At 54.6% G+C, this 19,397-nt stretch carries 18 protein-coding genes and 1 pseudogene; 10 read left to right on the forward strand and 9 right to left on the reverse strand.

All coding sequences use genetic code 11. The features are described from left to right. Entirely contained in the window at positions 1–1,458 is a 1,458-nt protein-coding gene (gene nuoN, locus HV037_RS08495; protein ID WP_016153830.1) for an NADH-quinone oxidoreductase subunit NuoN, read from the forward strand. Between the two features lie 92 nt (positions 1,459–1,550). On the opposite strand, the gene HV037_RS08500 is transcribed toward nuoN, so the two are convergent. Further along, positions 1,551–2,555, reverse strand: a complete 1,005-nt coding sequence (locus HV037_RS08500; RefSeq protein WP_016157041.1) for a chemotaxis protein — start codon at positions 2,553–2,555, stop codon at positions 1,551–1,553. A gap of 64 nt (positions 2,556–2,619) precedes the next feature. Next, positions 2,620–3,537, reverse strand: coding sequence for a ribonuclease BN (gene rbn, locus HV037_RS08505; RefSeq protein ID WP_016157040.1), 918 nt, complete (start codon positions 3,535–3,537; stop codon positions 2,620–2,622). Positions 3,538–3,604: 67 nt separating this feature from the next. On the opposite strand from rbn, the gene HV037_RS08510 reads away from it, so the two are divergent. From HV037_RS08510 to pmrD, 9 genes and pseudogenes are all read left to right on the forward strand, one after another. Beyond that, positions 3,605–4,066 (forward strand): GNAT family N-acetyltransferase, encoded by a 462-nt coding sequence (locus tag HV037_RS08510; protein WP_016153827.1) that lies wholly within the window; start codon positions 3,605–3,607, stop codon positions 4,064–4,066. A gap of 63 nt (positions 4,067–4,129) precedes the next feature. After that, on the forward strand, positions 4,130–4,435 hold the full coding sequence (elaB, locus tag HV037_RS08515) for a stress response protein ElaB (RefSeq protein WP_003027683.1): 306 nt from the start codon (positions 4,130–4,132) through the stop codon (positions 4,433–4,435). Positions 4,436–4,539: 104 nt separating this feature from the next. Further along, on the forward strand, positions 4,540–5,838 hold the full coding sequence (gene menF / locus HV037_RS08520) for an isochorismate synthase MenF (protein WP_103284043.1): 1,299 nt from the start codon (positions 4,540–4,542) through the stop codon (positions 5,836–5,838). Positions 5,839–5,922: 84 nt separating this feature from the next. Further along, positions 5,923–7,593: a 2-succinyl-5-enolpyruvyl-6-hydroxy-3-cyclohexene-1-carboxylic-acid synthase gene (gene menD, locus HV037_RS08525; RefSeq protein ID WP_103284042.1), complete on the forward strand. Its 1,671-nt coding sequence runs from the start codon at positions 5,923–5,925 to the stop codon at positions 7,591–7,593. Continuing rightward, positions 7,590–8,348, forward strand: coding sequence for a 2-succinyl-6-hydroxy-2,4-cyclohexadiene-1-carboxylate synthase (gene menH, locus HV037_RS08530; protein WP_016157037.1), 759 nt, complete (start codon positions 7,590–7,592; stop codon positions 8,346–8,348). Before menD ends, menH begins: the two co-directional genes overlap by 4 nt. 14 nt (positions 8,349–8,362) lie before the next feature. Next, on the forward strand, positions 8,363–9,220 hold the full coding sequence (menB, locus tag HV037_RS08535) for a 1,4-dihydroxy-2-naphthoyl-CoA synthase (RefSeq protein ID WP_103284041.1): 858 nt from the start codon (positions 8,363–8,365) through the stop codon (positions 9,218–9,220). After that, positions 9,220–10,182, forward strand: a complete 963-nt coding sequence (gene menC / locus HV037_RS08540; protein ID WP_016157036.1) for an o-succinylbenzoate synthase — start codon at positions 9,220–9,222, stop codon at positions 10,180–10,182. Before menB ends, menC begins: the two co-directional genes overlap by 1 nt. Then, on the forward strand, positions 10,179–11,603 hold the full coding sequence (menE, locus tag HV037_RS08545; protein ID WP_103284040.1) for an o-succinylbenzoate--CoA ligase: 1,425 nt from the start codon (positions 10,179–10,181) through the stop codon (positions 11,601–11,603). Before menC ends, menE begins: the two co-directional genes overlap by 4 nt. 95 nt (positions 11,604–11,698) lie before the next feature. Then, positions 11,699–11,944, forward strand: a pseudogene (gene pmrD / locus HV037_RS08550) (signal transduction protein PmrD); the annotation flags it as partial. Between the two features lie 20 nt (positions 11,945–11,964). Here the strand turns inward: pmrD and arnF are convergent. Genes arnF through arnB form a run of 7 tightly spaced genes read right to left on the reverse strand, consistent with a single transcriptional unit; the run spans position 11,965 to position 19,341 of the window. Beyond that, positions 11,965–12,351, reverse strand: a complete 387-nt coding sequence (gene arnF / locus HV037_RS08555) for a 4-amino-4-deoxy-L-arabinose-phosphoundecaprenol flippase subunit ArnF (protein ID WP_016153820.1) — start codon at positions 12,349–12,351, stop codon at positions 11,965–11,967. Beyond that, positions 12,351–12,686: a 4-amino-4-deoxy-L-arabinose-phosphoundecaprenol flippase subunit ArnE gene (gene arnE, locus HV037_RS08560; protein ID WP_016153819.1), complete on the reverse strand. Its 336-nt coding sequence runs from the start codon at positions 12,684–12,686 to the stop codon at positions 12,351–12,353. Before arnE ends, arnF begins: the two co-directional genes overlap by 1 nt. Then, positions 12,683–14,341: a lipid IV(A) 4-amino-4-deoxy-L-arabinosyltransferase gene (gene arnT, locus HV037_RS08565; protein WP_103284039.1), complete on the reverse strand. Its 1,659-nt coding sequence runs from the start codon at positions 14,339–14,341 to the stop codon at positions 12,683–12,685. Before arnT ends, arnE begins: the two co-directional genes overlap by 4 nt. Then, positions 14,338–15,240 carry a 4-deoxy-4-formamido-L-arabinose-phosphoundecaprenol deformylase gene (gene arnD / locus HV037_RS08570; protein WP_103284038.1) on the reverse strand — a complete coding sequence of 301 codons (903 nt, stop codon included), beginning with the start codon at positions 15,238–15,240 and terminating at the stop codon, positions 14,338–14,340. The genes arnT and arnD overlap by 4 nt, the downstream gene beginning before the upstream one ends. Next, complete coding sequence (gene arnA / locus HV037_RS08575; RefSeq protein WP_103284037.1) at positions 15,237–17,219, reverse strand: bifunctional UDP-4-amino-4-deoxy-L-arabinose formyltransferase/UDP-glucuronic acid oxidase ArnA; 1,983 nt, start codon at positions 17,217–17,219, stop codon at positions 15,237–15,239. The genes arnD and arnA overlap by 4 nt, the downstream gene beginning before the upstream one ends. Further along, positions 17,216–18,199 (reverse strand): undecaprenyl-phosphate 4-deoxy-4-formamido-L-arabinose transferase, encoded by a 984-nt coding sequence (gene arnC, locus HV037_RS08580; RefSeq protein WP_016157031.1) that lies wholly within the window; start codon positions 18,197–18,199, stop codon positions 17,216–17,218. Before arnC ends, arnA begins: the two co-directional genes overlap by 4 nt. Positions 18,200–18,201: 2 nt before the next feature. Continuing rightward, entirely contained in the window at positions 18,202–19,341 is a 1,140-nt protein-coding gene (gene arnB, locus HV037_RS08585; RefSeq protein ID WP_103284036.1) for a UDP-4-amino-4-deoxy-L-arabinose aminotransferase, read from the reverse strand. Positions 19,342–19,397 lie beyond the last annotated feature (56 nt).

Consider the following 19,397-nt stretch of genomic DNA (forward strand, 5'->3'; position numbering starts at 1 on the left):
ATGACAATAACTCCACAACACCTGATTGCGCTGCTACCGCTGCTGATCGTCGGCTTGACGGTGGTGGTTGTGATGCTCTCCATTGCGTGGCGACGCAATCACTTCCTCAATGCCACGCTGTCGGTCATTGGGCTTAACGCCGCACTGGTTTCGCTCTGGTTTGTTGGCCAGGCGGGCGCGATGGACGTCACCCCGCTGATGCGGGTTGACGGTTTCGCCATGCTCTACACCGGGCTGGTGCTGCTGGCGAGTCTTGCCACCTGTACCTTCGCTTACCCGTGGCTGGAAGGCTACGACGACAACCGGGAAGAGTTCTATCTGCTGGTGCTGATTGCCGCGCTCGGCGGTATTCTGCTGGCTAACGCTAACCATCTGGCGGCGCTGTTCCTTGGTATTGAGCTTATCTCTCTGCCGCTGTTTGGTCTGGTTGGCTATGCGTTCCGTCAGAAACGTTCGCTGGAAGCCAGTATCAAATACACCATTCTGTCTGCCGCAGCGTCTTCCTTCCTGCTGTTTGGTATGGCGCTGGTGTACGCGCAGTCTGGCAACCTGTCGTTTGTTGCGCTCGGTAAGAGCCTCGGCGACGGTATGCTGCAAGAACCGCTGCTGCTGGCGGGCTTCGGTCTGATGATTGTTGGCCTCGGCTTTAAACTCTCGCTGGTTCCATTCCACCTGTGGACGCCAGACGTATACCAGGGCGCTCCGGCTCCGGTTTCCACCTTCCTGGCGACGGCGAGCAAAATCGCTATCTTCGGCGTGGTGATGCGTCTGTTCCTGTACGCACCGGTAGGTGATAGCGAAGCGGTACGGATCGTGCTGGGTGTGATTGCCTTTGCTTCCATTATCTTCGGTAACCTGATGGCGCTGAGCCAGACCAACATCAAACGTCTGCTTGGTTACTCATCTATCTCTCACCTCGGTTACCTGCTGGTGGCGCTGATTGCCCTGCAGAGCGGCGAGATGTCGATGGAAGCGGTTGGCGTTTACCTGGCCGGTTATCTGTTCAGCAGCCTCGGTGCGTTCGGTGTGGTCAGCCTGATGTCCAGCCCGTACCGCGGTCCGGATGCAGACTCTCTGTTCTCCTACCGTGGTCTGTTCTGGCATCGTCCAATCCTCGCGGCGGTGATGACGGTGATGATGCTGTCTCTGGCGGGTATTCCGATGACGCTGGGCTTTATCGGTAAGTTCTACGTACTGGCGGTGGGTGTGCAGGCTAATCTGTGGTGGCTGGTTGCCGCCGTGGTGGTGGGTTCCGCGATTGGTTTGTACTACTACCTGCGCGTTGCCGTGAGCCTGTATCTGAGCGCACCGCAGCAGCTGAATCGCGATGCACCGTCCAACTGGCAGTACAGCGCGGGCGGTATCGTGGTGCTGATTTCTGCCCTGCTGGTACTGGTGCTGGGTATCTACCCGCAACCGTTGATCAGCATCGTGCAGTTAGCGGCTCCGCTGATGTAATTCATCATGCTGTGATCGAAAAAGAGTCTGGACAATGTCCAGACTCTTTTTTTTACCTGTCTATACTCGTCATACTTCAAGTTGCTGGAGCGTCAGGCCGAAAGTTGACGGCTCACCAGCGGGCCGCTGATGCCTTTCGCTGTGCGATCCATCACTTCCTGAATTACTGAAGACAGCTCATTGACTTCGAATTTGGCCACGTAACCATCTGCTTTCACTCGGCGTACGTGATCTTCATTGGCGCTACCGGAAAGTGAGGAGTGGATAACGACCGGGATCTTCTTCAGGCGTTCGTCGGTTTTTATCTTACGGGTAAGCGTAAAACCGTCCATCTCCGGCATTTCCAGATCGGTGAGCACCAGCGCAATCTTCTCGCTGATTGGTTTACCTTCCGCTTCTGCTTCTTCAGATAGCTGTTGTATCTTTTCCCATGCATCCTGGCCCGTCACATGCATCAAGTGTGGGATCTCCATGGCGTTAAGCCCTTTTTCCAGCATCGCGCGAGCCACTTTGGAATCATCAGCCACAATCGCCACCGCACCCGGCGTAATGTTGAACTTATTGGTTTTCAGCTCTGTTGCGCGCAGGTCGTGGTTCGACGGTACGATGTCGTACAGGATCTGTTCGACATCGAGCACCAGCGCCAGATTGTTAGTCTCTTTGTTGTCGTCCAGACAGGCGATACTGGTAATGTAGCGACCATTGACGGCTTTCTCGGCGGTATGCACCTGTTGCCAGTCCAGACGCATAATGTTTTCTACCGACTCTACCGCAAACGCCTGAACGCTGCGGGCATATTCCGTGATCAACAGGATGTTGAGTCCGGTCTCTGGCTTACAGCCCGCGACGGCAGGCAGATCAATCACCGGGATCACCTGATCGCGAATGTTAACCATACCCAGCAACGGGGCTTTCATACCTGCGGGACGCGTAAAGGTCGGCATCGGTACGATTTCACGCAGTTTGAATACGTTGATGCCAAACAGTTCTGATTTCTGCTCCTCGACGGATTTGCCAAGGCGAAACAGCAGCAGTTCAAAACGGTTAGACAGGGTTAGGTTTGTCCTGTCATCAATATCTTTCTGGAAATTGTTCATCCTGTCCTCAGTGTGAAAGCCAGCCTTTCCACTGTTATCGGCACTGAGGCGGAAAAATGGAGCATTAAACGGTGAAAATGGCGAAATCGTGAGCCAGTTCAGTGTCTGGAAATATAGCTTTGCACTCTTCGAGTAATCGCTGACAGCCTTTTTCATCGTAGCGTGAACTAACGTGGGTCATGATCAGGCGTCCCACTCCGGCCTCAAGCGCCAACTGGGCGGCTTGTCGGGTCGAGCTGTGACCGCGGCTGTTGGCTTTTTCCTCCATTGAGGAGTCCAGTGTGGTTTCATGTACCATCACATCCACACCGCGTGCCAGTTCAATGGCGGACGCGCAAGGTCCTGTGTCGCCGAAAATAGCCACAGATTTTCCTCTGGTGGCAGGGCCGAGAAAATCGGCGCCGTTAATCGCTCGACCATCCTCCAGCACGATGGTTTTTCCGGCTTTCAAATCCTGGAACCACGGGCCCGCTTTAACACCAGCCGCCTTCAAGGCGCTGGCGTCAAGTGCCCCCGGTTTGTCGTGCTCTTCAACACGAAAACCGTAGCACTCCAGCGGATGCTCCAGCGGGTATGCCGTTACTTTACGCAGGCCGTCATCAACAATTTCACCCGCGGTGATTTCGACAATATCCAGCGGATAATCGGTCCAGGAGCCGCTCAAACGCAAAGCCGTTTCGGTAAACTCTCGCAATCCCTTTGGTCCGTAAAGCGTCAGTGGCTGGACGTTCCCGGCCATTGAGCGACTGCACAGCAGCCCCGGTAAACCAAACAGGTGATCGCCGTGTAGATGGCTGATAAAAATACGTTCGAGTTTTCCAGGGTTAAATGGCGTGGTCAGCATCTGATGCTGCGTTCCTTCACCACAATCGAAAAGCCACAGCCCCGCCTGAGTCGGGTGTTGCAGATTCAGTAAAATTGCCGTTACATTGCGTGAGCGCGTGGGGACTCCCGCAGACGTGCCTAAAAATAGTAATTCCATCTTCGCGTTACACTTTTCGCCATCAATAAGGCAGGGTGTTCAGGTTATCACAACAAAGGGGCAGACTATGATTCACTGGCAAGATCTCCACCATGCAAAGCTCAATACACAGCAGCTGTACGCCATTCTTGAGCTTCGCTGTGCGGTATTTGTTGTTGAGCAACGGTGTCCGTATCAGGATGTGGATGGTGATGACCTGAGTGGTGAAAACCGGCACATTCTGGGTTGGCATAACGATGAACTGGTGGCGTATGCGAGGATTCTGAAAAGCGATGATGAGCTTGAGCCGGTCGTCATTGGGCGGGTGATCGTAAGCGAAGCGCTGCGGGGTGAAAAATTGGGGCAACAGCTAATGACTCAGACGCTGGCCTCCTGTACGCAGCATTGGCCGCACAAGGCGCTGTATCTGGGGGCGCAGGCACATTTGCAATCATTCTATGCGCGCTTTGGCTTTGTGCCGGTCACGGATATTTATGACGAAGACGGTATTCCACACGTCGGAATGGCGCGGGAAGCACATCAGGCGTAAACAGGCGCAAACACGCCTGATTGTCTATAGTTAGCGGGTACGTCAATAGAAAGGGAGAATAAAATGTCTTTTCATTCATATGAATCACGTATCGATGACGATCTGGAATTATTGAGTGAAACGCTGGAGGAGGTGCTGCGTTCTTCCGGCGATCCAGCCGATCAAAAATACCTTGAGTTAAAAGCGCGGGCAGAGCGGGCGTTAGAAGAGGTGAGAAATCGCGTCAGCCACGCCTCTGACAGCTACTATTACCGCGCGAAGAAAGCCGTTTGCCGGGCGGATGATTATGTGCATGAAAAACCCTGGCGCGGAATCGGCGTTGGTGCCACGGTCGGTTTAGTGATGGGATTATTGTTAGCACGGCGATAAATTCCATTCCGTCAGCGCATTTGTACGTACTCCCTAACTGGGGGTACTGCTTTTTCTGCTCAGTACCCCGTATAATGTGAGGTTTTTAACAGGGAGAGGTCCGCGTGCATTCAATCACTACTGCGCTGGAAAGTCTGATGCGTCATTTGTCGCAAGAGATACCAGCAGCACCTGGAATTCGTATTTACGATATCCCTTTCCCACTGAATGATGCGTTTGACGCTTTAGGATGGCTGGCCAGTCAACCTGTCTGGCCCCAGTTTTACTGGCAACAGCGTAATGGCGATGAAGAAGCCGCCGTACTGGGCGCTGTTGCTACATTTTCCTCGCTCGAATTAGCCCAGCATTTTTTACATCAGCATAATGATAATCCTGACCTGCGTATCTGGGGCCTGAATGCCTTTGAGCCTCAGCGCGGCCATTTGTTATTGCCACGGCTGGAGTGGCGACGTTGCGCGGGGGTGGCGAGCTTACGCTTACATCTTTATAGCGACGTGTCGCTGCGTGAAGACGCCGCGCAGGCGGTGGTGTTTATCTCATCGCTCGCCAACGTAAAGCCGCTGCCCGCATTGCGTCTGCGTTTGACGGGAGAACAGAACTGGCCGGATAAAACTGGCTGGACAGACCTGATAAAACTCGCCACGCAAACGATCAATGGGGAACAACTCGATAAGGTCGTGCTGGCGCGGGCGACCGATTTACAGTTTTCTCAGTCGGTTAACGCCGCGGCCGTGATGGCTTCCAGTCGTCGTCTAAACCTGAACTGCTACCATTTCTTTATGGCGTTCTCCGCAAAGTGTGCGTTTCTTGGTTCTTCCCCTGAACGTCTGTATCGGCGGCGTGACACGGCGCTGCGCACCGAGGCGCTGGCGGGAACCGTTGCCAACCACCCTGAGGATCATCGGGCCTGGCAGTTGGGGGAATGGCTAATGAAAGATGATAAAAACCAGCGCGAGAATATGCTGGTGGTCGAAGATATTTGCCAGCGTCTGCAAGGCTGTACGCAAACTCTTGATGTGCTGCCGCCGCAGGTGCTTAGACTGCGCAAAGTGCAGCACCTGCGCCGCTGTATCTGGACGGAACTGAATCAGGCTGATGATACGCTTTGTCTGATGCAGCTCCAGCCCACGGCGGCAGTCGCAGGTATTCCGCGTGAGCTGGCGCGTGAATTTATCCAACATAATGAACCGTTTGAACGCGAGTGGTATGCCGGTTCTGCGGGTTACCTTTCTCTGCGCCAAAGCGAGTTTTGCGTGTCATTACGGTCGGCGAAAATTAGTGAAAATGTGATACGCCTGTATGCCGGGGCAGGGATCGTGCGTGGTTCAGATCCTGAACAGGAATGGCAAGAAATAGACAATAAAGCGGCAGGACTGCGCACTTTATTACAGATGGAAGGGTAATGAGTTGTATATTACCGACTCATATCAAAAATCCATTTATTCGATTCTTTATACTGTGTCGCAATATTGATACCGGACAATCTCATGTCAGTAAGCGCATTTAACCGACGCTGGGCGGCGGTCATTCTGGAAGCACTCACTCGCCACGGCGTCAGGCATGTCTGCATTGCCCCTGGCTCTCGTTCTACACCGTTGACTCTGGCGGCTGCGGAAAACCCGGCTTTTATTCACCATACTCATTTTGATGAGCGTGGCCTTGGGCATCTGGCCTTAGGTCTGGCAAAAGTCAGCCGGCAGCCTGTCGCTGTGATTGTGACGTCCGGTACGGCGGTGGCAAATTTGTATCCCGCGTTGATTGAAGCGGGCCTGACCGGTGAAAAGCTGATTCTACTCACGGCTGACAGACCTCCTGAGCTTATCGACTGCGGCGCTAACCAGGCGATTCGTCAGGCCGGAATGTTTGCCTCGCATCCATCGCAAACGCTCTCTTTACCGCGCCCGACCCAGAACATTCCGGCTAGTTGGCTGGTATCCACCATTGATAACGCCTTAGCTGCGCTGCATAGCGGGGCGGTTCATATCAATTGCCCATTTGCGGAACCGCTGTATGGCGACATGGACGAAACGGGGATTGACTGGCAGCAGCGCCTTGGCGACTGGTGGCAGGATGATAAACCCTGGCTGCGTGAGTCGCGTCGACTGGAAAGCGACAAACAGCGTGACTGGTTTTTCTGGCGACAAAAACGCGGCGTTGTTGTTGCAGGCCGCATGAGCGCGGAAGAGGGCAAAAAGGTTGCGCAGTGGGCGCAGATGCTAGGCTGGCCGCTGATTGGCGATGTTCTGTCGCAAACTGGACAACCTTTGCCGTGCGCCGACCTGTGGCTGGGAAATGCGAAAGCGGTCACTGAATTACAGCAGGCGCAGATTGTGGTGCAGCTTGGCAGTAGCCTGACCGGAAAACGGCTCCTGCAATGGCAGGCCAGCTGTGATCCGCAGGAATACTGGATTGTCGATAATATCGAAGGCCGCCTCGATCCGGCTCACCATCGTGGGCGCAGACTGGTAGCGACGGTTGGCGACTGGCTGGAGTTGCATCCGGCGGAGAAACGTCAGCCCTGGTGCGTGGAGATCCCACGCCTGGCGCAACTGGCCTGGCAGGCGGTAAAAGCCCGTCGCGACGCGTTTGGTGAAGCGCAATTAGCCCACCGTATCCGCGAATACTTGCCGGAGCAGGGGCAACTGTTCGTGGGCAACAGTCTGGTGGTGCGCCTGATTGATGCGCTGTCGCAGCTTCCGGCGGGTTACCCGGTCTATAGCAACCGTGGCGCGAGCGGCATTGACGGCCTGCTGTCAACGGCAGCAGGCGTACAGCGCGCCAGCGCGAAATCGACGCTGGCTATCGTCGGCGATTTATCTGCGCTGTATGACCTCAATGCGCTGGCGTTATTGCGCCAGGTTTCCGCGCCGTTTGTCCTGATAGTGGTCAATAATAACGGCGGGCAAATTTTTTCCCTGTTGCCGACGCCAGCAAGCGAACGCGAACGGTTCTACCTGATGCCGCAGAACGTGCATTTTGAGCATGCTGCCGCCATGTTTAACCTTAAATACCAGCGCCCGGAAAACTGGGAGCAACTGGAGAGCGCGTTGACTAACGCCTGGCGTACTCCAGCGGCAACGGTGATTGAGCTGGTGGTAAACGAAACTGATGGGGCGCAAACCCTGCAGCAACTGCTGGCGCAGGTAAGCCATCTATGATCCTGCACGCGCAGGCGAAACTGGGCCAGACGGGATTTCCCTGGCTGGTTTTCCTGCACGGTTTTTCCGGTGATTGTCGGGAATGGCAGACGGTTGGCGAAGCGTTTAAGAATTATTCGCGGCTATATATCGACCTGCCGGGACACGGTGGCTCCGCTGACATCAGCGTGAGCGGATTCGACGACGTAAGCGCTTTGCTGCGTAACACGCTGCTTAGTTACAACATACTTAAATACTGGTTGGTAGGTTACTCTCTTGGCGGCAGAGTCGCGATGATGGCGGCTTGTCAGGAGATGCCAGGACTGTGCGGTCTGGTGGTTGAAGGTGGACATCCAGGCTTGCAAAGTGAGGAGGCGCGCGTTCAGCGTCGCCTCTCTGATGGTCGCTGGGCTGCGCGTTTTCGCGCTGAGCCGTTGTGCGAGGTGTTTATTGACTGGTATCAACAGCCAGTTTTTTCCTCGCTGAATGCGGCGCAAAGAGAAGCGCTGGTCGCACTGCGTAGCCAGAATAACGGGCATACGCTGGCAGCGATGCTGGAGGCCACCTCGCTAGCCGTACAACCTGATTTACGTGCGCAACTCACTATGCGCACATTTCCGTTTTATTATTTATGTGGTGAACGTGACGATAAATTCCGCGCTCTGGCGGCGGAAATATCCGTACCAAGCCATGTGATTCGTAATGCCGGACACAACGCGCATCGGGACAATCCCGCTGGCGTGGTGGACTGTCTGGCTCAGATTCTGCATCGCTGACTATAGGACATTTTATGATCTATCCTGATGAAACAATGCTTTACGCACCGGTAGAATGGCACGATTGCTCTGAAGGCTACACCGACATTCTCTACGAGAAATCCACCGACGGTATCGCAAAAATCACCATTAATCGTCCGCATGTACGCAATGCCTTCCGTCCGGTCACCGTGAAAGAGATGATCCAGGCGCTGGCGGATGCTCGCTACGATGACAACATTGGCGTGATTATTCTGACCGGTGCTGGCGACAAAGCGTTCTGCGCAGGTGGCGATCAGAAAGTGCGCGGTGACTACGGCGGATACCAGGATGATTCCGGTGTGCATCACCTGAACGTACTGGACTTCCAGCGCCAGATTCGTACCTGTCCGAAGCCGGTAGTGGCGATGGTTGCAGGCTTTTCCATCGGCGGCGGCCATGTGCTGCACATGATGTGTGACCTGACCATTGCGGCTGAAAACGCCATCTTCGGCCAGACCGGTCCGAAAGTCGGTTCCTTCGATGGCGGTTGGGGTGCCTCTTACATGGCGCGTATTGTCGGTCAGAAAAAAGCGCGTGAAATCTGGTTCCTGTGCCGTCAGTACGATGCGAAGCAAGCGCTGGATATGGGCCTGGTAAACACCGTGGTTCCGCTGGCCGATCTGGAAAAAGAGACCGTACGCTGGTGTCGTGAAATGCTGCAAAACAGCCCGATGGCGTTGCGCTGCCTGAAAGCTGCACTGAACGCCGACTGCGATGGTCAGGCTGGTCTGCAAGAGCTGGCGGGTAACGCCACCATGCTGTTCTACATGACGGAAGAAGGTCAGGAAGGCCGTAACGCCTTTAACCAGAAACGTCAGCCGGATTTCAGCAAATTTAAACGGAATCCGTAATGCGTAGCGCGCAGGTATACCGCTGGCAGATCCCCATGGACGCGGGGGTGATTCTGCGCGACAGGCGGTTAAAAACGCGTGACGGGCTGTACGTTCGCCTTTGTGACGGCGAGCGCGAAGGGTGGGGAGAGATCTCCCCGCTGCCGGGCTTCAGTCAGGAGAGCTGGGAAGAGGCGCAAACCGAGCTGCTGGCCTGGGTCAACGGCTGGCTACAGGGGGATTCTTCCTTACCGCAGCAGCCTTCGGTCGCCTTTGGCGCAAGCTGTGCGCTGGCCGAACTGGCTGGCGTATTGCCAGAAGACGCAGACTACCGTGCGGCACCGCTGTGTACGGGCGATCCTGATGATCTGGTACTGCAACTGGCGGACATGCCGGGTGAAAAAGTAGCGAAGATTAAGGTCGGACTGTATGAAGCGGTTCGCGACGGTATGGTCGCCAACCTGCTGCTTGAGGCTATCCCGGAGCTGCATTTGCGACTTGACGCCAACCGAGCCTGGACGCCGTTGAAAGCCCAGCAGTTCGCGAAGTACGTTAATCCAGAGTACCGCGGGCGCATCGCTTTTCTCGAAGAGCCATGCAAAACCCGCGATGACTCTCGTGCTTTTGCGCGTGAAACCGGCATTGCCATTGCCTGGGATGAAAGCTTGCGTGAAGCGGATTTCATCTTCGAAGCCGAAGAGGGCGTCAAGGCAGTGGTTATCAAACCTACGCTGACGGGCAGTCTCGATAAAGTGCGAGAACAGGTGGAGGCGGCGCATGCACTTGGTCTCACCGCTGTTATTAGTTCGTCGATCGAGTCGAGCCTGGGCTTAACCCAACTGGCGCGAATTGCCGCCTGGCTGACGCCGCAGACCATTCCGGGGCTGGATACCCTGAGCCTGATGCAGTGCCAGCAGGTACGCACCTGGCCGGGTAGCGCATTGCCGTGTATCGATGTTGATGCGCTGGAACGCCTGCTATGACCCAGCGGGAAATGCCCGATAGCGTAAGCATATCGGGCCTGGTACAACCCGATGACTGGCCGTGGCGTCACTGGCGACAGGTTCGTGCAGAGGTGCCTGCTCTACGCCTCAACGATGAAGTATTAAGCTGGAGCGAGCTCTGCACGCGCGTTGACCATCTGGCCAGCGGTTTTGCCGCTCAGGGCGTGGAAGAGGGCGATGGCGTCCTGCTTCGCGCCTGGAATCATCCACGTGCTTTGCTGGCCTGGCTGGCATTGCTGCAATGTGGGGCGCGGGTTTTACCTGTGAACCCACAGCTGCCTCAATCGCTGCTTGACGCGCTGGTCCCGGGCTTAACGCTGCGTTTTGCGCTGGATCTTGAGGCAGCTAATGTTCTCGCGGGACTCCATCCTTTGCAGATGCAGGCAGTGCCAGGCAAGCATGCCGCCGCGTGGTTACCCCAGCGTTTGAGCACGATGACGTTAACCTCAGGTTCTACCGGATTGCCAAAGGCAGCGGTGCATACCTGTCAGGCTCATCTGGCAAGCGCGCAGGGCGTGCTGTCATTAATGCCGTTTGACGCTGAAGATGACTGGCTGCTCTCGCTGCCGCTGTTTCATGTTTCCGGCCAGGGTATTTTGTGGCGTTGGTTGTTTGCCGGGGCACGAATGACCGTGCGCGACAAGCAACCATTGGAGCAAATGCTGGCTGGATGCACCCATGCTTCGTTGGTGCCCACGCAGCTGTGGCGCCTGCTGGTCAACAAAACGGCGGTAACGCTCAAAGCAGTGCTCCTGGGTGGCGCGGCAATTCCTGTTGAATTGACGGAACAGGCGCGCGAGCAAAGGATTCGCTGCTGGTGCGGTTACGGTTTAACGGAGTTTGCTTCTACGGTCTGTGCGAAAGAAGCAGATGGCCTGGCGGATGTGGGGTCGCCCCTGGCAGGCAGAGAAGTCAGAATCGTTGATGGTGAAGTCTGGCTGCGTGCCGCCAGCATGGCGCAAGGTTACTGGCGTAACGGGCAGTTGATTCCTTTAGTAAACGCGGAAGGCTGGTTTGCCACCCGCGATCGTGGGGTGTTGGAGGACGGCAAGTTAACCCTTGTCGGTCGGATGGACAATCTGTTCTTTAGCGGCGGGGAAGGCATACAGCCGGAAGAGGTGGAACGCGTGATTGCTGCGCATCCGCATGTTCTGCAAGCCTTCATTGTGCCGATAGAAGACAAAGAGTTTGGTCATCGCCCGGTGGCGGTCGTTGAGTATGACACCAATGCGGGTGACACCAATCTGGCTGAGTGGGTGAAAGATAAGCTGGCCCGCTTTCAGCAACCGGTATGCTGGCTGACATTGCCACCCGAACTAAAATCCGGAGGGATTAAAATCTCTCGTCGTGCGCTGTCAGATTGGGTAAGTGCTTCATTGTTAAAATTAAGCAAACAGTAATTACATTTCTCACTTTCACCATTAAGTCGCTATTGTCATTTTGTTTATCTGCTAAAGTGTAACCTGTTGTGAAATCTTTTAACAAAAGGTGCGCTATGGAATGGCATGTGAAGAAGTCTTGCTGTCACAAAAAAGCAGGCAGGCTCTATATCGTACTTTGTGATAGCGGCGGTTCGCTAAAGATGCTGGCTGAGGCGCAATCTTCCGAGTGGGTTAAGCCCGGAGACCTCCTTTCACCGCTGAAAGATGCACTGTATTGCATTAATCGCGATACCTCACGGTTAATCAAAATAGTTGATGCCAGACAGTACATGTGCGACGAATGGGAACGCCTGTTACGACTGTCTGAAGATAAATATTCTCAGGGTTGGCGCTGGTGTGAAGGTAAAAAAATCGTCAGTAGCCCTGCCATGATGCACAGCACACCGGCGAGCGCTTTCGCTGAAAATATTCCCTGCCAGCCGGGCAGGATCATTGATGCAACCCACACCAGTACATAGCTCAGGCTGAGCAGGGCATACGCTTTGCTCAGTGCGAGCTGGTGCAGCGCTTTATGCCAGCAAATCACCGACAGTAAATACCCTGCCAGTCCGGCATACAGAGCAAACGCGCCAACGCTAAGAGAGAATACGGCAGAAATGAATTGCTGCGGCTGCAGCATTGGCGGCAGATTATCCATCGCAAAGCCGAGACTCAACTGGGCGGCTGAAGTGATAATAACGCTGCATAATCCCCAAAAGATGCCCATTACACCGCACTCCCAAGAATAAAGATGCCGGTGATGATTAACCCCACTCCCAGCCAGTGGCGCGGGGTGACGGGTTCGCGCCAGATTTTCCAGGCAGCCAGAGTCACCCATACAAAATTAAGACTCAGCATGGGGTAGGCGATGCCGACCGGAATGTTCTGCAGCACCGCCAGCCATAGCAGCATGGCCAGACCGAGACTTGCCAGAGCAAGCCCAATCCATAGCGTAATGTGGCGTTTTCGCGCTCGAACGGGAACGGGTCGCGACGCCTGCTTCTGGCATAACTGACCGCAGACGCTGAGCAGGCTGGCGAGAACTAAGGCTATCCAGATCATTTCGGCCGATACTGAATCAGGACCAGACGCCCCTGATTATCGATATAGTCAGCGGGAGGGATAGCAAGTCGATTAATATCTTCATCCTTATCGACTGAAAGCACGAGCGTAATGTTTCCTTGCTGACGATGTTGCGCTAACCACTCGGCAAAGTTCCCCCGACCGACAAAACGCCCCTGGGCATCCGGGTAGTTAAGGCCATATTTTAACTCGCCCGTTTGTCCGTACATTATGATGTCGTCACGCTTCAGGCTCCAGGCCAGCCCCGCGGCGACGCCAACGCTGTCGGTGAGAATATAACGGCTCGACTCCAGCGACTCTTTGGTCATCTCGACAAAAAACTGTGGCTGTTTAGATTCCATCACCCGGTCAGGAATGGAGAAGCCAAACAACAGTGCCAGGCCTAATGGACACAGCGCTGCGAACGTCCAGTTCTTCTCGCGATTATTTAGCGTATACCAGCCAAAGAGCGTCCAGATGATAAAAATGCCCCACGCACAAAACACCTTATAGGTTTCGATATGCGACCAGACCGGCGTCTTTAATGGACCCAGTGTAGAAACAATAAACGTGGCGACAATGCCGGTTACACCGAACAGAACGTTGATCCAGCCATTCACGCGCAGCGCAGTTGCGCCTTTTTCCGCGGCCTGCAGGCCGAAACGCGCCGTCAATATTGCCAGCGGCGCGAAGCAGGAAAGAATATAGGTCGGCAGTTTTCCTTTCGCGATGCTGAAAAACAGGATTGGCATGATAATCCAGCTTAACAGGTACAGTGCGCTGCGCGGAACATCCCGTTCACGCCAGCCCGTACGCAGCGCGCCGGGGAGCAGCCCGAGCCACGGTAATGCGCCAGCCACCAATACCGGAATGTAGTACCAGACGGGGGCCTTATGTTGGGCATCCTCCTGCGCGAAGCGTTGAATATGTTCGACCCAGAAGAAGTAATGCCAGAAATCCGGCTCACGCCGGGCAATCGCTATTCCCCAAGGCAGTACAGTCACGATGCAACCGACTACTGCCAGCAGACCGTAGATAATGAGATCTTTCCAGCGCTTTTGTACGAAAACCCACGGCAGTACGCTGAGCACAGGAATGGCGAGTGCCAGGAAACCCTTGGTCATCACGCCCATGCCGCAGGTTAACCCTAACAGCAGAAAGGCGGTAATTTTGCGCGTTCTGCTGGTGGCTTGCATCCCCTCCCAAAAGCAGCACATGCCCGCCATTAGCCAGAGCGCAATAATGGGATCAAGTACCGCGTAGGTGCCGATGCTGTAAACCGAAAAAAACGTTAAAAAGATAACCGAAGAGAGTACAGCGGTGCGCTTATCCCGCCACAACCGCATGGCAAGCCAGGCTACCATTAGCGCCGTCAGCAAAGTGGCAAAGATGGCTCCTGCTCTGACGCCGAAATTATTGGCGCCAAACAGCCATTGCCCGATGCTGTTTAACCAGTATCCGGCAATCGGTTTTTCAAAATACCGCAGCCCTAAAAAGTGCGGAACGATCCCGTCGCCAGAGGTCAGCATTTCCCGACTGATTTCGGCATAGCGCGTTTCATCAGGCTGCCACAGCAGGCGACTGTTGATGGGGAGAATAAAATACAGCGCAATAAAAGCGATAAATGCCAGGGTGTAGCGGACAGTATGTTTCATCTTGTCACACTCACTGGTTGTTGGCGGCCGATCCATCCCTCTCTGCCGGGTATTTTGCCACGCACGATCTGCCCTGTTGGCAGCGAACTGACATCGTCCGGTAACAGGTCACCGAGCGGGCAAAATGTTATCCCCATGTCTGCGGCGCGAGTAAGCAGCTCGTCAAAATTCTGCTGAAAGGCGATGCCTTCAACTTCCGCATGAATGGTATACACCGGTGTTCCTCTGCTCATCTGGATGTGGGAAAGAATGTAAGCGTTGAAGTCCACCGCCTGGACTTCCTGACCAACCACTTCATCCCAGGTGGGTAGCGTGACGGGAATTTGCGGCGTACCTGTTTTCCCGGACGTCAGCACCGGACGGAATAACGACGTTCCCCGACAGTCGCTGTTATAACGCAGATGGAACGTTTCTTTGGCGTGGACGACTCGATCGTCGGCACGCCATCCGGCAACGGCTGAACAGGTGACAGGTTGTCCGATAAGAGTTTCAAGGGCCGTGATGCCTCGTGAAATATCATCAATCAGCTGTTTATCATTCCAGTTTCCGCTTCGCGCCTGCCAGGCATGGTGATCCCAGGCATGCAAACCGGTTTCATGAATCAGGGCGGTTTGCGCAATGATCGCCGCGTTGGCCTGGCCGATCTCTTTTCCCGGCCAGGCGGTTCCCGCCAGCAATATATCCCATCCGTAAAGTGATGCGGCGTTTGAGCGCAGCATCTTCCACAGAAATTGTGGTTTCACAAGACGCCAGAGGTGGCGTCCCATGTTGTCCGGCCCAACGCTAAAGAAAAAACTTGCACGCACGTTATGTCGGTTCAATGTCTCCAGCAGGCGGGGTACGCCTTCGCGCGTCCCCCTGAAAGTATCGACATCTATGCGCAAGCCGACTTGGGTCATGATGTGTGTTCCGTGATATTCACACTGCGTAAGAAGAAGTCCAGCGTCTCTTCTACCGTTTCCTGCATCTCAATGGTGGGCTCCCAGTTCAGGCAGCGTTTCGCATTGCGGATGTTGGGCTTACGATGTTCAACGTCTTGATAACCTTTACCATAGTAGCTGCTGCTTTCGACGTCACGGAAACCGGCAAACGGCGGGAAGTGGTTACGCAATGGATGTTTTTCAAAGCAGGTAAGCAGCATTTCTGCCAGTTCCTGAATACTCGCTTCGTTCTGCGGATTACCGATGTTGATAATCTCACCGTCGCAGCGTCCGCCTTCGTTTTCAATGATGCGGTACAGGGCTTCGATACCATCCCGAATGTCGGTAAAGCAGCGTTTTTGCTTGCCGCCTTCAATCAGCTTAATCGGTGAACCTTCCACCAGATTGAGGATCAGTTGGGTAATGGCGCGTGAGCTGCCGATACGCGCGGCGTTAAGGCTGTCCAGACGCGGCCCCATCCAGTTAAACGGGCGGAACAGGGTGAAGCGCAATCCCTCTTTTTCGCCGTACGCCCAGATTACGCGGTCCAACAACTGCTTGGAAACGGAGTAGATCCAGCGTGGTTTATTCACCGGACCGACGATCAGATTCGAGCTGTCCTCATCGAAGACTTTGTCGGTACACATGCCGTAGACTTCAGACGTTGACGGGAAAATGATGCGCTTACGGTATTTCACGCAGTAGCGAATGATTTTCAGGTTCTCTTCAAAATCGAGCTCAAATACGCGCAACGGGTTGCGGGTATATTCGATTGGCGTTGCGATCGCCACCAGCGGCAGCACGACGTCGCATTTTTTAACATGGTATTCAATCCATTCGGAGTGAATGCTGATGTCGCCTTCGACGAAGTGGAATCGCGGATGCTGCAGAAAACGTCCAATGGCGTCACTGCCAATATCGAGCCCATACACTTCGTAATGATCTTCTTGCAGCAGGCGTTCGGTCAGATGGTTACCAATGAAGCCATTAACGCCGAGGATCAGCACACGGGTGCGGCATTTGCTGGTGGCAACCGACTGGCTGTTCAGGCGAGAACCTGGTACCAGGCCCAAAACCTGAGCCAGTTGCGAGCCTTGCATTGCAATACCATCGCCAGCTTGTCCGGTAATAATTTCCAGGGCGCCATCGCCACAGGCGATCAGCAAAGGAGAAACGGAGATGACGGTACCCGGTTGGGCCGCTGAGTTATTTACGCAAACGCGCGATGACCAGACGGTGAACTTTTGTGTGCCGACATAGCTATATGCGCCCGGCCACGGATCGCTGACGGCGCGGACCTGGTTATGCAACTCCGCGGCAGATGTGTTCCAGTCGAGGAAGCTATCTTCCGGTGTACGGCGACCAAAACAGGTCGCATCTGCTTCCTGTTGGGGGCGTTCTGCATAATCCCCGGTTTTAATCGCGGGCAGTGCTTGTTCCAGCAGGTGACGCGCAGCCTGGCACAATTTATGGTGCAGCGTTAACGCCACGTCATCCGGCGAAATAGCGACGCGCTGCTGGGCAATAATGGCGCCAGCATCCGCGCTTTTGACCATGCGGTGAAGCGTGACGCCGGTTTCGGTTTCGCCATTGACCAATACCCAGTTCAGCGGCGCGCGACCACGGTATTTCGGCAGCAACGAACCGTGCAGATTAAAAGCTCCCGCAGGTGCAAGACTGAGGATCTCATCACTCAGTAAATGACGATAGTAGAACGAGAAGATAACATCCGGCGCCAGTTGGCTAATGCGTTCAATCCACAAGGGATGATTGACCTCGTCCGGGGCGTAAACCGGAATTCCGGCGCTGGCGGCAAGGCGGGAAACCGAACCAAAAAATGCTTTTTCGCCCGGATTATCGGTGTGCGTAAAAATGGCAGCGATTTCATAACCGGCATCCAACAAAGCCTGGACACCCTGACATCCCATATCGTGATAGGCAAATACGATGGCTTTCATGCGCGGTTTTCCTCGGTTGGCTGCGTGGTTTGTGGGCGGATAACGTGTTGAACAAAATAGCGGGGGCGGGCGCGGACATCGTTATAGATGCGACCGATATATTCGCCGAGTAAACCCATGCCAATAAACTGTGCGCCGATAAAGGTAAACAGGACGGCAAACAGCATGAATACACCTTCCGCGGCCCACTGTGGACCGAGCGTCAGACGCAGAACCACAAGCAGGATAGACAAGGTAAAGCCAGTGGCGGCGATTACGCTGCCCAACAGGCTCAACATACGAAGTGGCGTTGTGGTCAGACAGGTCACCAGGTCATACATCAGGTTGATCAGACGCATAAAGCTGTATTTGGAGTCACCAAATTCTCGCTCTGCATGGTGTACCGGGATTTCCGTAGCGCGCCGGGCAAAAATGTTGGCCAGAATCGGGATAAAGGTACTGCGCTCCTGGCAATGCAGCATGGCATCGACGATGTGGCGGCGATAAGCGCGTAACATGCAACCGTAGTCGCCCATCGCTTTACCGGTGGTGCGCTGAATCAGATGGTTAATCATTCGCGATGCGGTCTTACGAAATACGCTGTCCTGACGGTTCTGACGTACCGTGCCGACCACATCGAAGCCTTCATCTGCGGTGGCGACCAGCCGTGGGATCTCCTCCGGCGGGTTTTGCAAATCGGCATCCAGTGTGATGATCACGTCGCCGGTGACATGACTGAAACCGGCCATAATCGCCGAGTGTTGCCCGTAATTGCGATTCAATAAAATAGAAACAATATGGCTGTTCGGTGCCAGGGAAGCGTCCATCATCAGCTGTGCGGAATGGTCGCTGCTGCCGTCATCAATTAGCAGAATTTCATAGTCTTTGCCCAATTTTTCGCAGGCAGCGCTGGTACGTCTGATTAACTCTGGCAAGCTTTCCTGTTCATTAAAAACGGGAATGACCACAGAGACTTTTTTGATCGGTGCTGCTTCAAACATGGTTATTGTCCTGCAATCTCGCGAAGTGCCGTAATTACCCGCTGGGTGTCATCGGCGGTCATGTCGGGGAATAACGGCAGTGAGCAAATGCGCGCGCTATTCCATTCTGTATTGGGGAGCGAAAGGGTAGTGAAGCGTTCGCGGTAATATTTTTGCGTATGGGCCGCACGAAAATGCAGACCGGTGCCGATATTTTTGGCCTTTAACGCTTCCATTAAGGCATCTCTGCTCAGACCGCAGCGGGCTTCGTCAACGCGAATGATGAACAGGTGCCAGGCGTGAACGTGCGCCCACTGGGGCAGACTCAGTGGTTGAAATGGCGTATCGGCCAGCGCCTGTTGATACTCGCGGGCAATTTGCGCCCGGTGTGAGTTCAGGTGTTCCAGTTTATTTAGCTGTACCAACGCAATGGCGGCATTGATATCCGTGAGGTTGTACTTGTACCCTGGCGCAAGCACTTCGGCCTGCGGCGCCCGGCCATAGGTTTGTCGATCAAAGGCATCAACGCCCAGACCGTGAAACTTCAGGCTGCGAAGCCGTTGGGCAAGCTGGCTGTCGTCGGTAACGATCAACCCGCCTTCGGCGCAGGTAATATTTTTGATGGCGTGAAACGAGAATATTGCCGTGCCGCGCGCGCCGACATGACGACCTTTATACAACGTCCCTACGGCGTGGGCCGCATCTTCTATAATCGGAATGCCATAGCGTTCGCCAATGGCATAAATCGCGTCCAGGTCGGCGGGGGCGCCTGCGTAATGTACTGGAATAATGGCTTTGGTTCGCGGGGTGATGGCGGCCTCAATTTGCTCCGGTGTGACCATGAGCGTATCGCGGTCGACGTCGATCATGACTGGCGTCGCACCCAGCAGGACAATCATGTTGAGGGTAGAAACCCACGTCATTGACGGTGTAATAATCTCATCGCCTGCACCGATGTCCAGCGCCATCAGCGTGATGTGCATTCCTGCCGTAGCGGAGCAGACGGCGACGGCGTGTTGATTTCCCGTGAGCTGGCAGAAGGCTTCTTCCAGCTGTTGATTTTTCGGGCCGGTGGTTATCCATCCAGAGTCCAGAACCGTCTTCACAGCAGCAAGTTCTTCAGCCCCCATTGCCGGGCGAGAGAAAGGCAAAAAGTCAGACATCATTATTCCTTCAAGCCATTTAACGCCACCGACGTTTTATTTTTAGTGATAAACAG

The organism is Citrobacter sp. RHBSTW-00017 (assembly GCF_013797615.1).
Lineage (GTDB): Bacteria > Pseudomonadota > Gammaproteobacteria > Enterobacterales > Enterobacteriaceae > Citrobacter > Citrobacter braakii.

Coding starts and splice junctions, on each gene's coding strand:
- arnT (WP_103284039.1), bottom strand. CDS start 14,341: ATGAAACATACTGTCCGCTACACCCTGGCATTTATCGCTTTTATTGCG.
- elaB (WP_003027683.1), top strand. CDS start 4,130: ATGTCTTTTCATTCATATGAATCACGTATCGATGACGATCTGGAATTA.
- arnA (WP_103284037.1), bottom strand. CDS start 17,219: ATGAAAGCCATCGTATTTGCCTATCACGATATGGGATGTCAGGGTGTC.
- nuoN (WP_016153830.1), top strand. CDS start 1: ATGACAATAACTCCACAACACCTGATTGCGCTGCTACCGCTGCTGATC.
- arnE (WP_016153819.1), bottom strand. CDS start 12,686: ATGATCTGGATAGCCTTAGTTCTCGCCAGCCTGCTCAGCGTCTGCGGT.
- arnB (WP_103284036.1), bottom strand. CDS start 19,341: ATGTCTGACTTTTTGCCTTTCTCTCGCCCGGCAATGGGGGCTGAAGAA.
- arnF (WP_016153820.1), bottom strand. CDS start 12,351: ATGGGCATCTTTTGGGGATTATGCAGCGTTATTATCACTTCAGCCGCC.
- menH (WP_016157037.1), top strand. CDS start 7,590: ATGATCCTGCACGCGCAGGCGAAACTGGGCCAGACGGGATTTCCCTGG.
- menE (WP_103284040.1), top strand. CDS start 10,179: ATGACCCAGCGGGAAATGCCCGATAGCGTAAGCATATCGGGCCTGGTA.
- rbn (WP_016157040.1), bottom strand. CDS start 3,537: ATGGAATTACTATTTTTAGGCACGTCTGCGGGAGTCCCCACGCGCTCA.
- arnC (WP_016157031.1), bottom strand. CDS start 18,199: ATGTTTGAAGCAGCACCGATCAAAAAAGTCTCTGTGGTCATTCCCGTT.
- menB (WP_103284041.1), top strand. CDS start 8,363: ATGATCTATCCTGATGAAACAATGCTTTACGCACCGGTAGAATGGCAC.
- menD (WP_103284042.1), top strand. CDS start 5,923: ATGTCAGTAAGCGCATTTAACCGACGCTGGGCGGCGGTCATTCTGGAA.
- HV037_RS08510 (WP_016153827.1), top strand. CDS start 3,605: ATGATTCACTGGCAAGATCTCCACCATGCAAAGCTCAATACACAGCAG.
- menC (WP_016157036.1), top strand. CDS start 9,220: ATGCGTAGCGCGCAGGTATACCGCTGGCAGATCCCCATGGACGCGGGG.
- arnD (WP_103284038.1), bottom strand. CDS start 15,240: ATGACCCAAGTCGGCTTGCGCATAGATGTCGATACTTTCAGGGGGACG.
- HV037_RS08500 (WP_016157041.1), bottom strand. CDS start 2,555: ATGAACAATTTCCAGAAAGATATTGATGACAGGACAAACCTAACCCTG.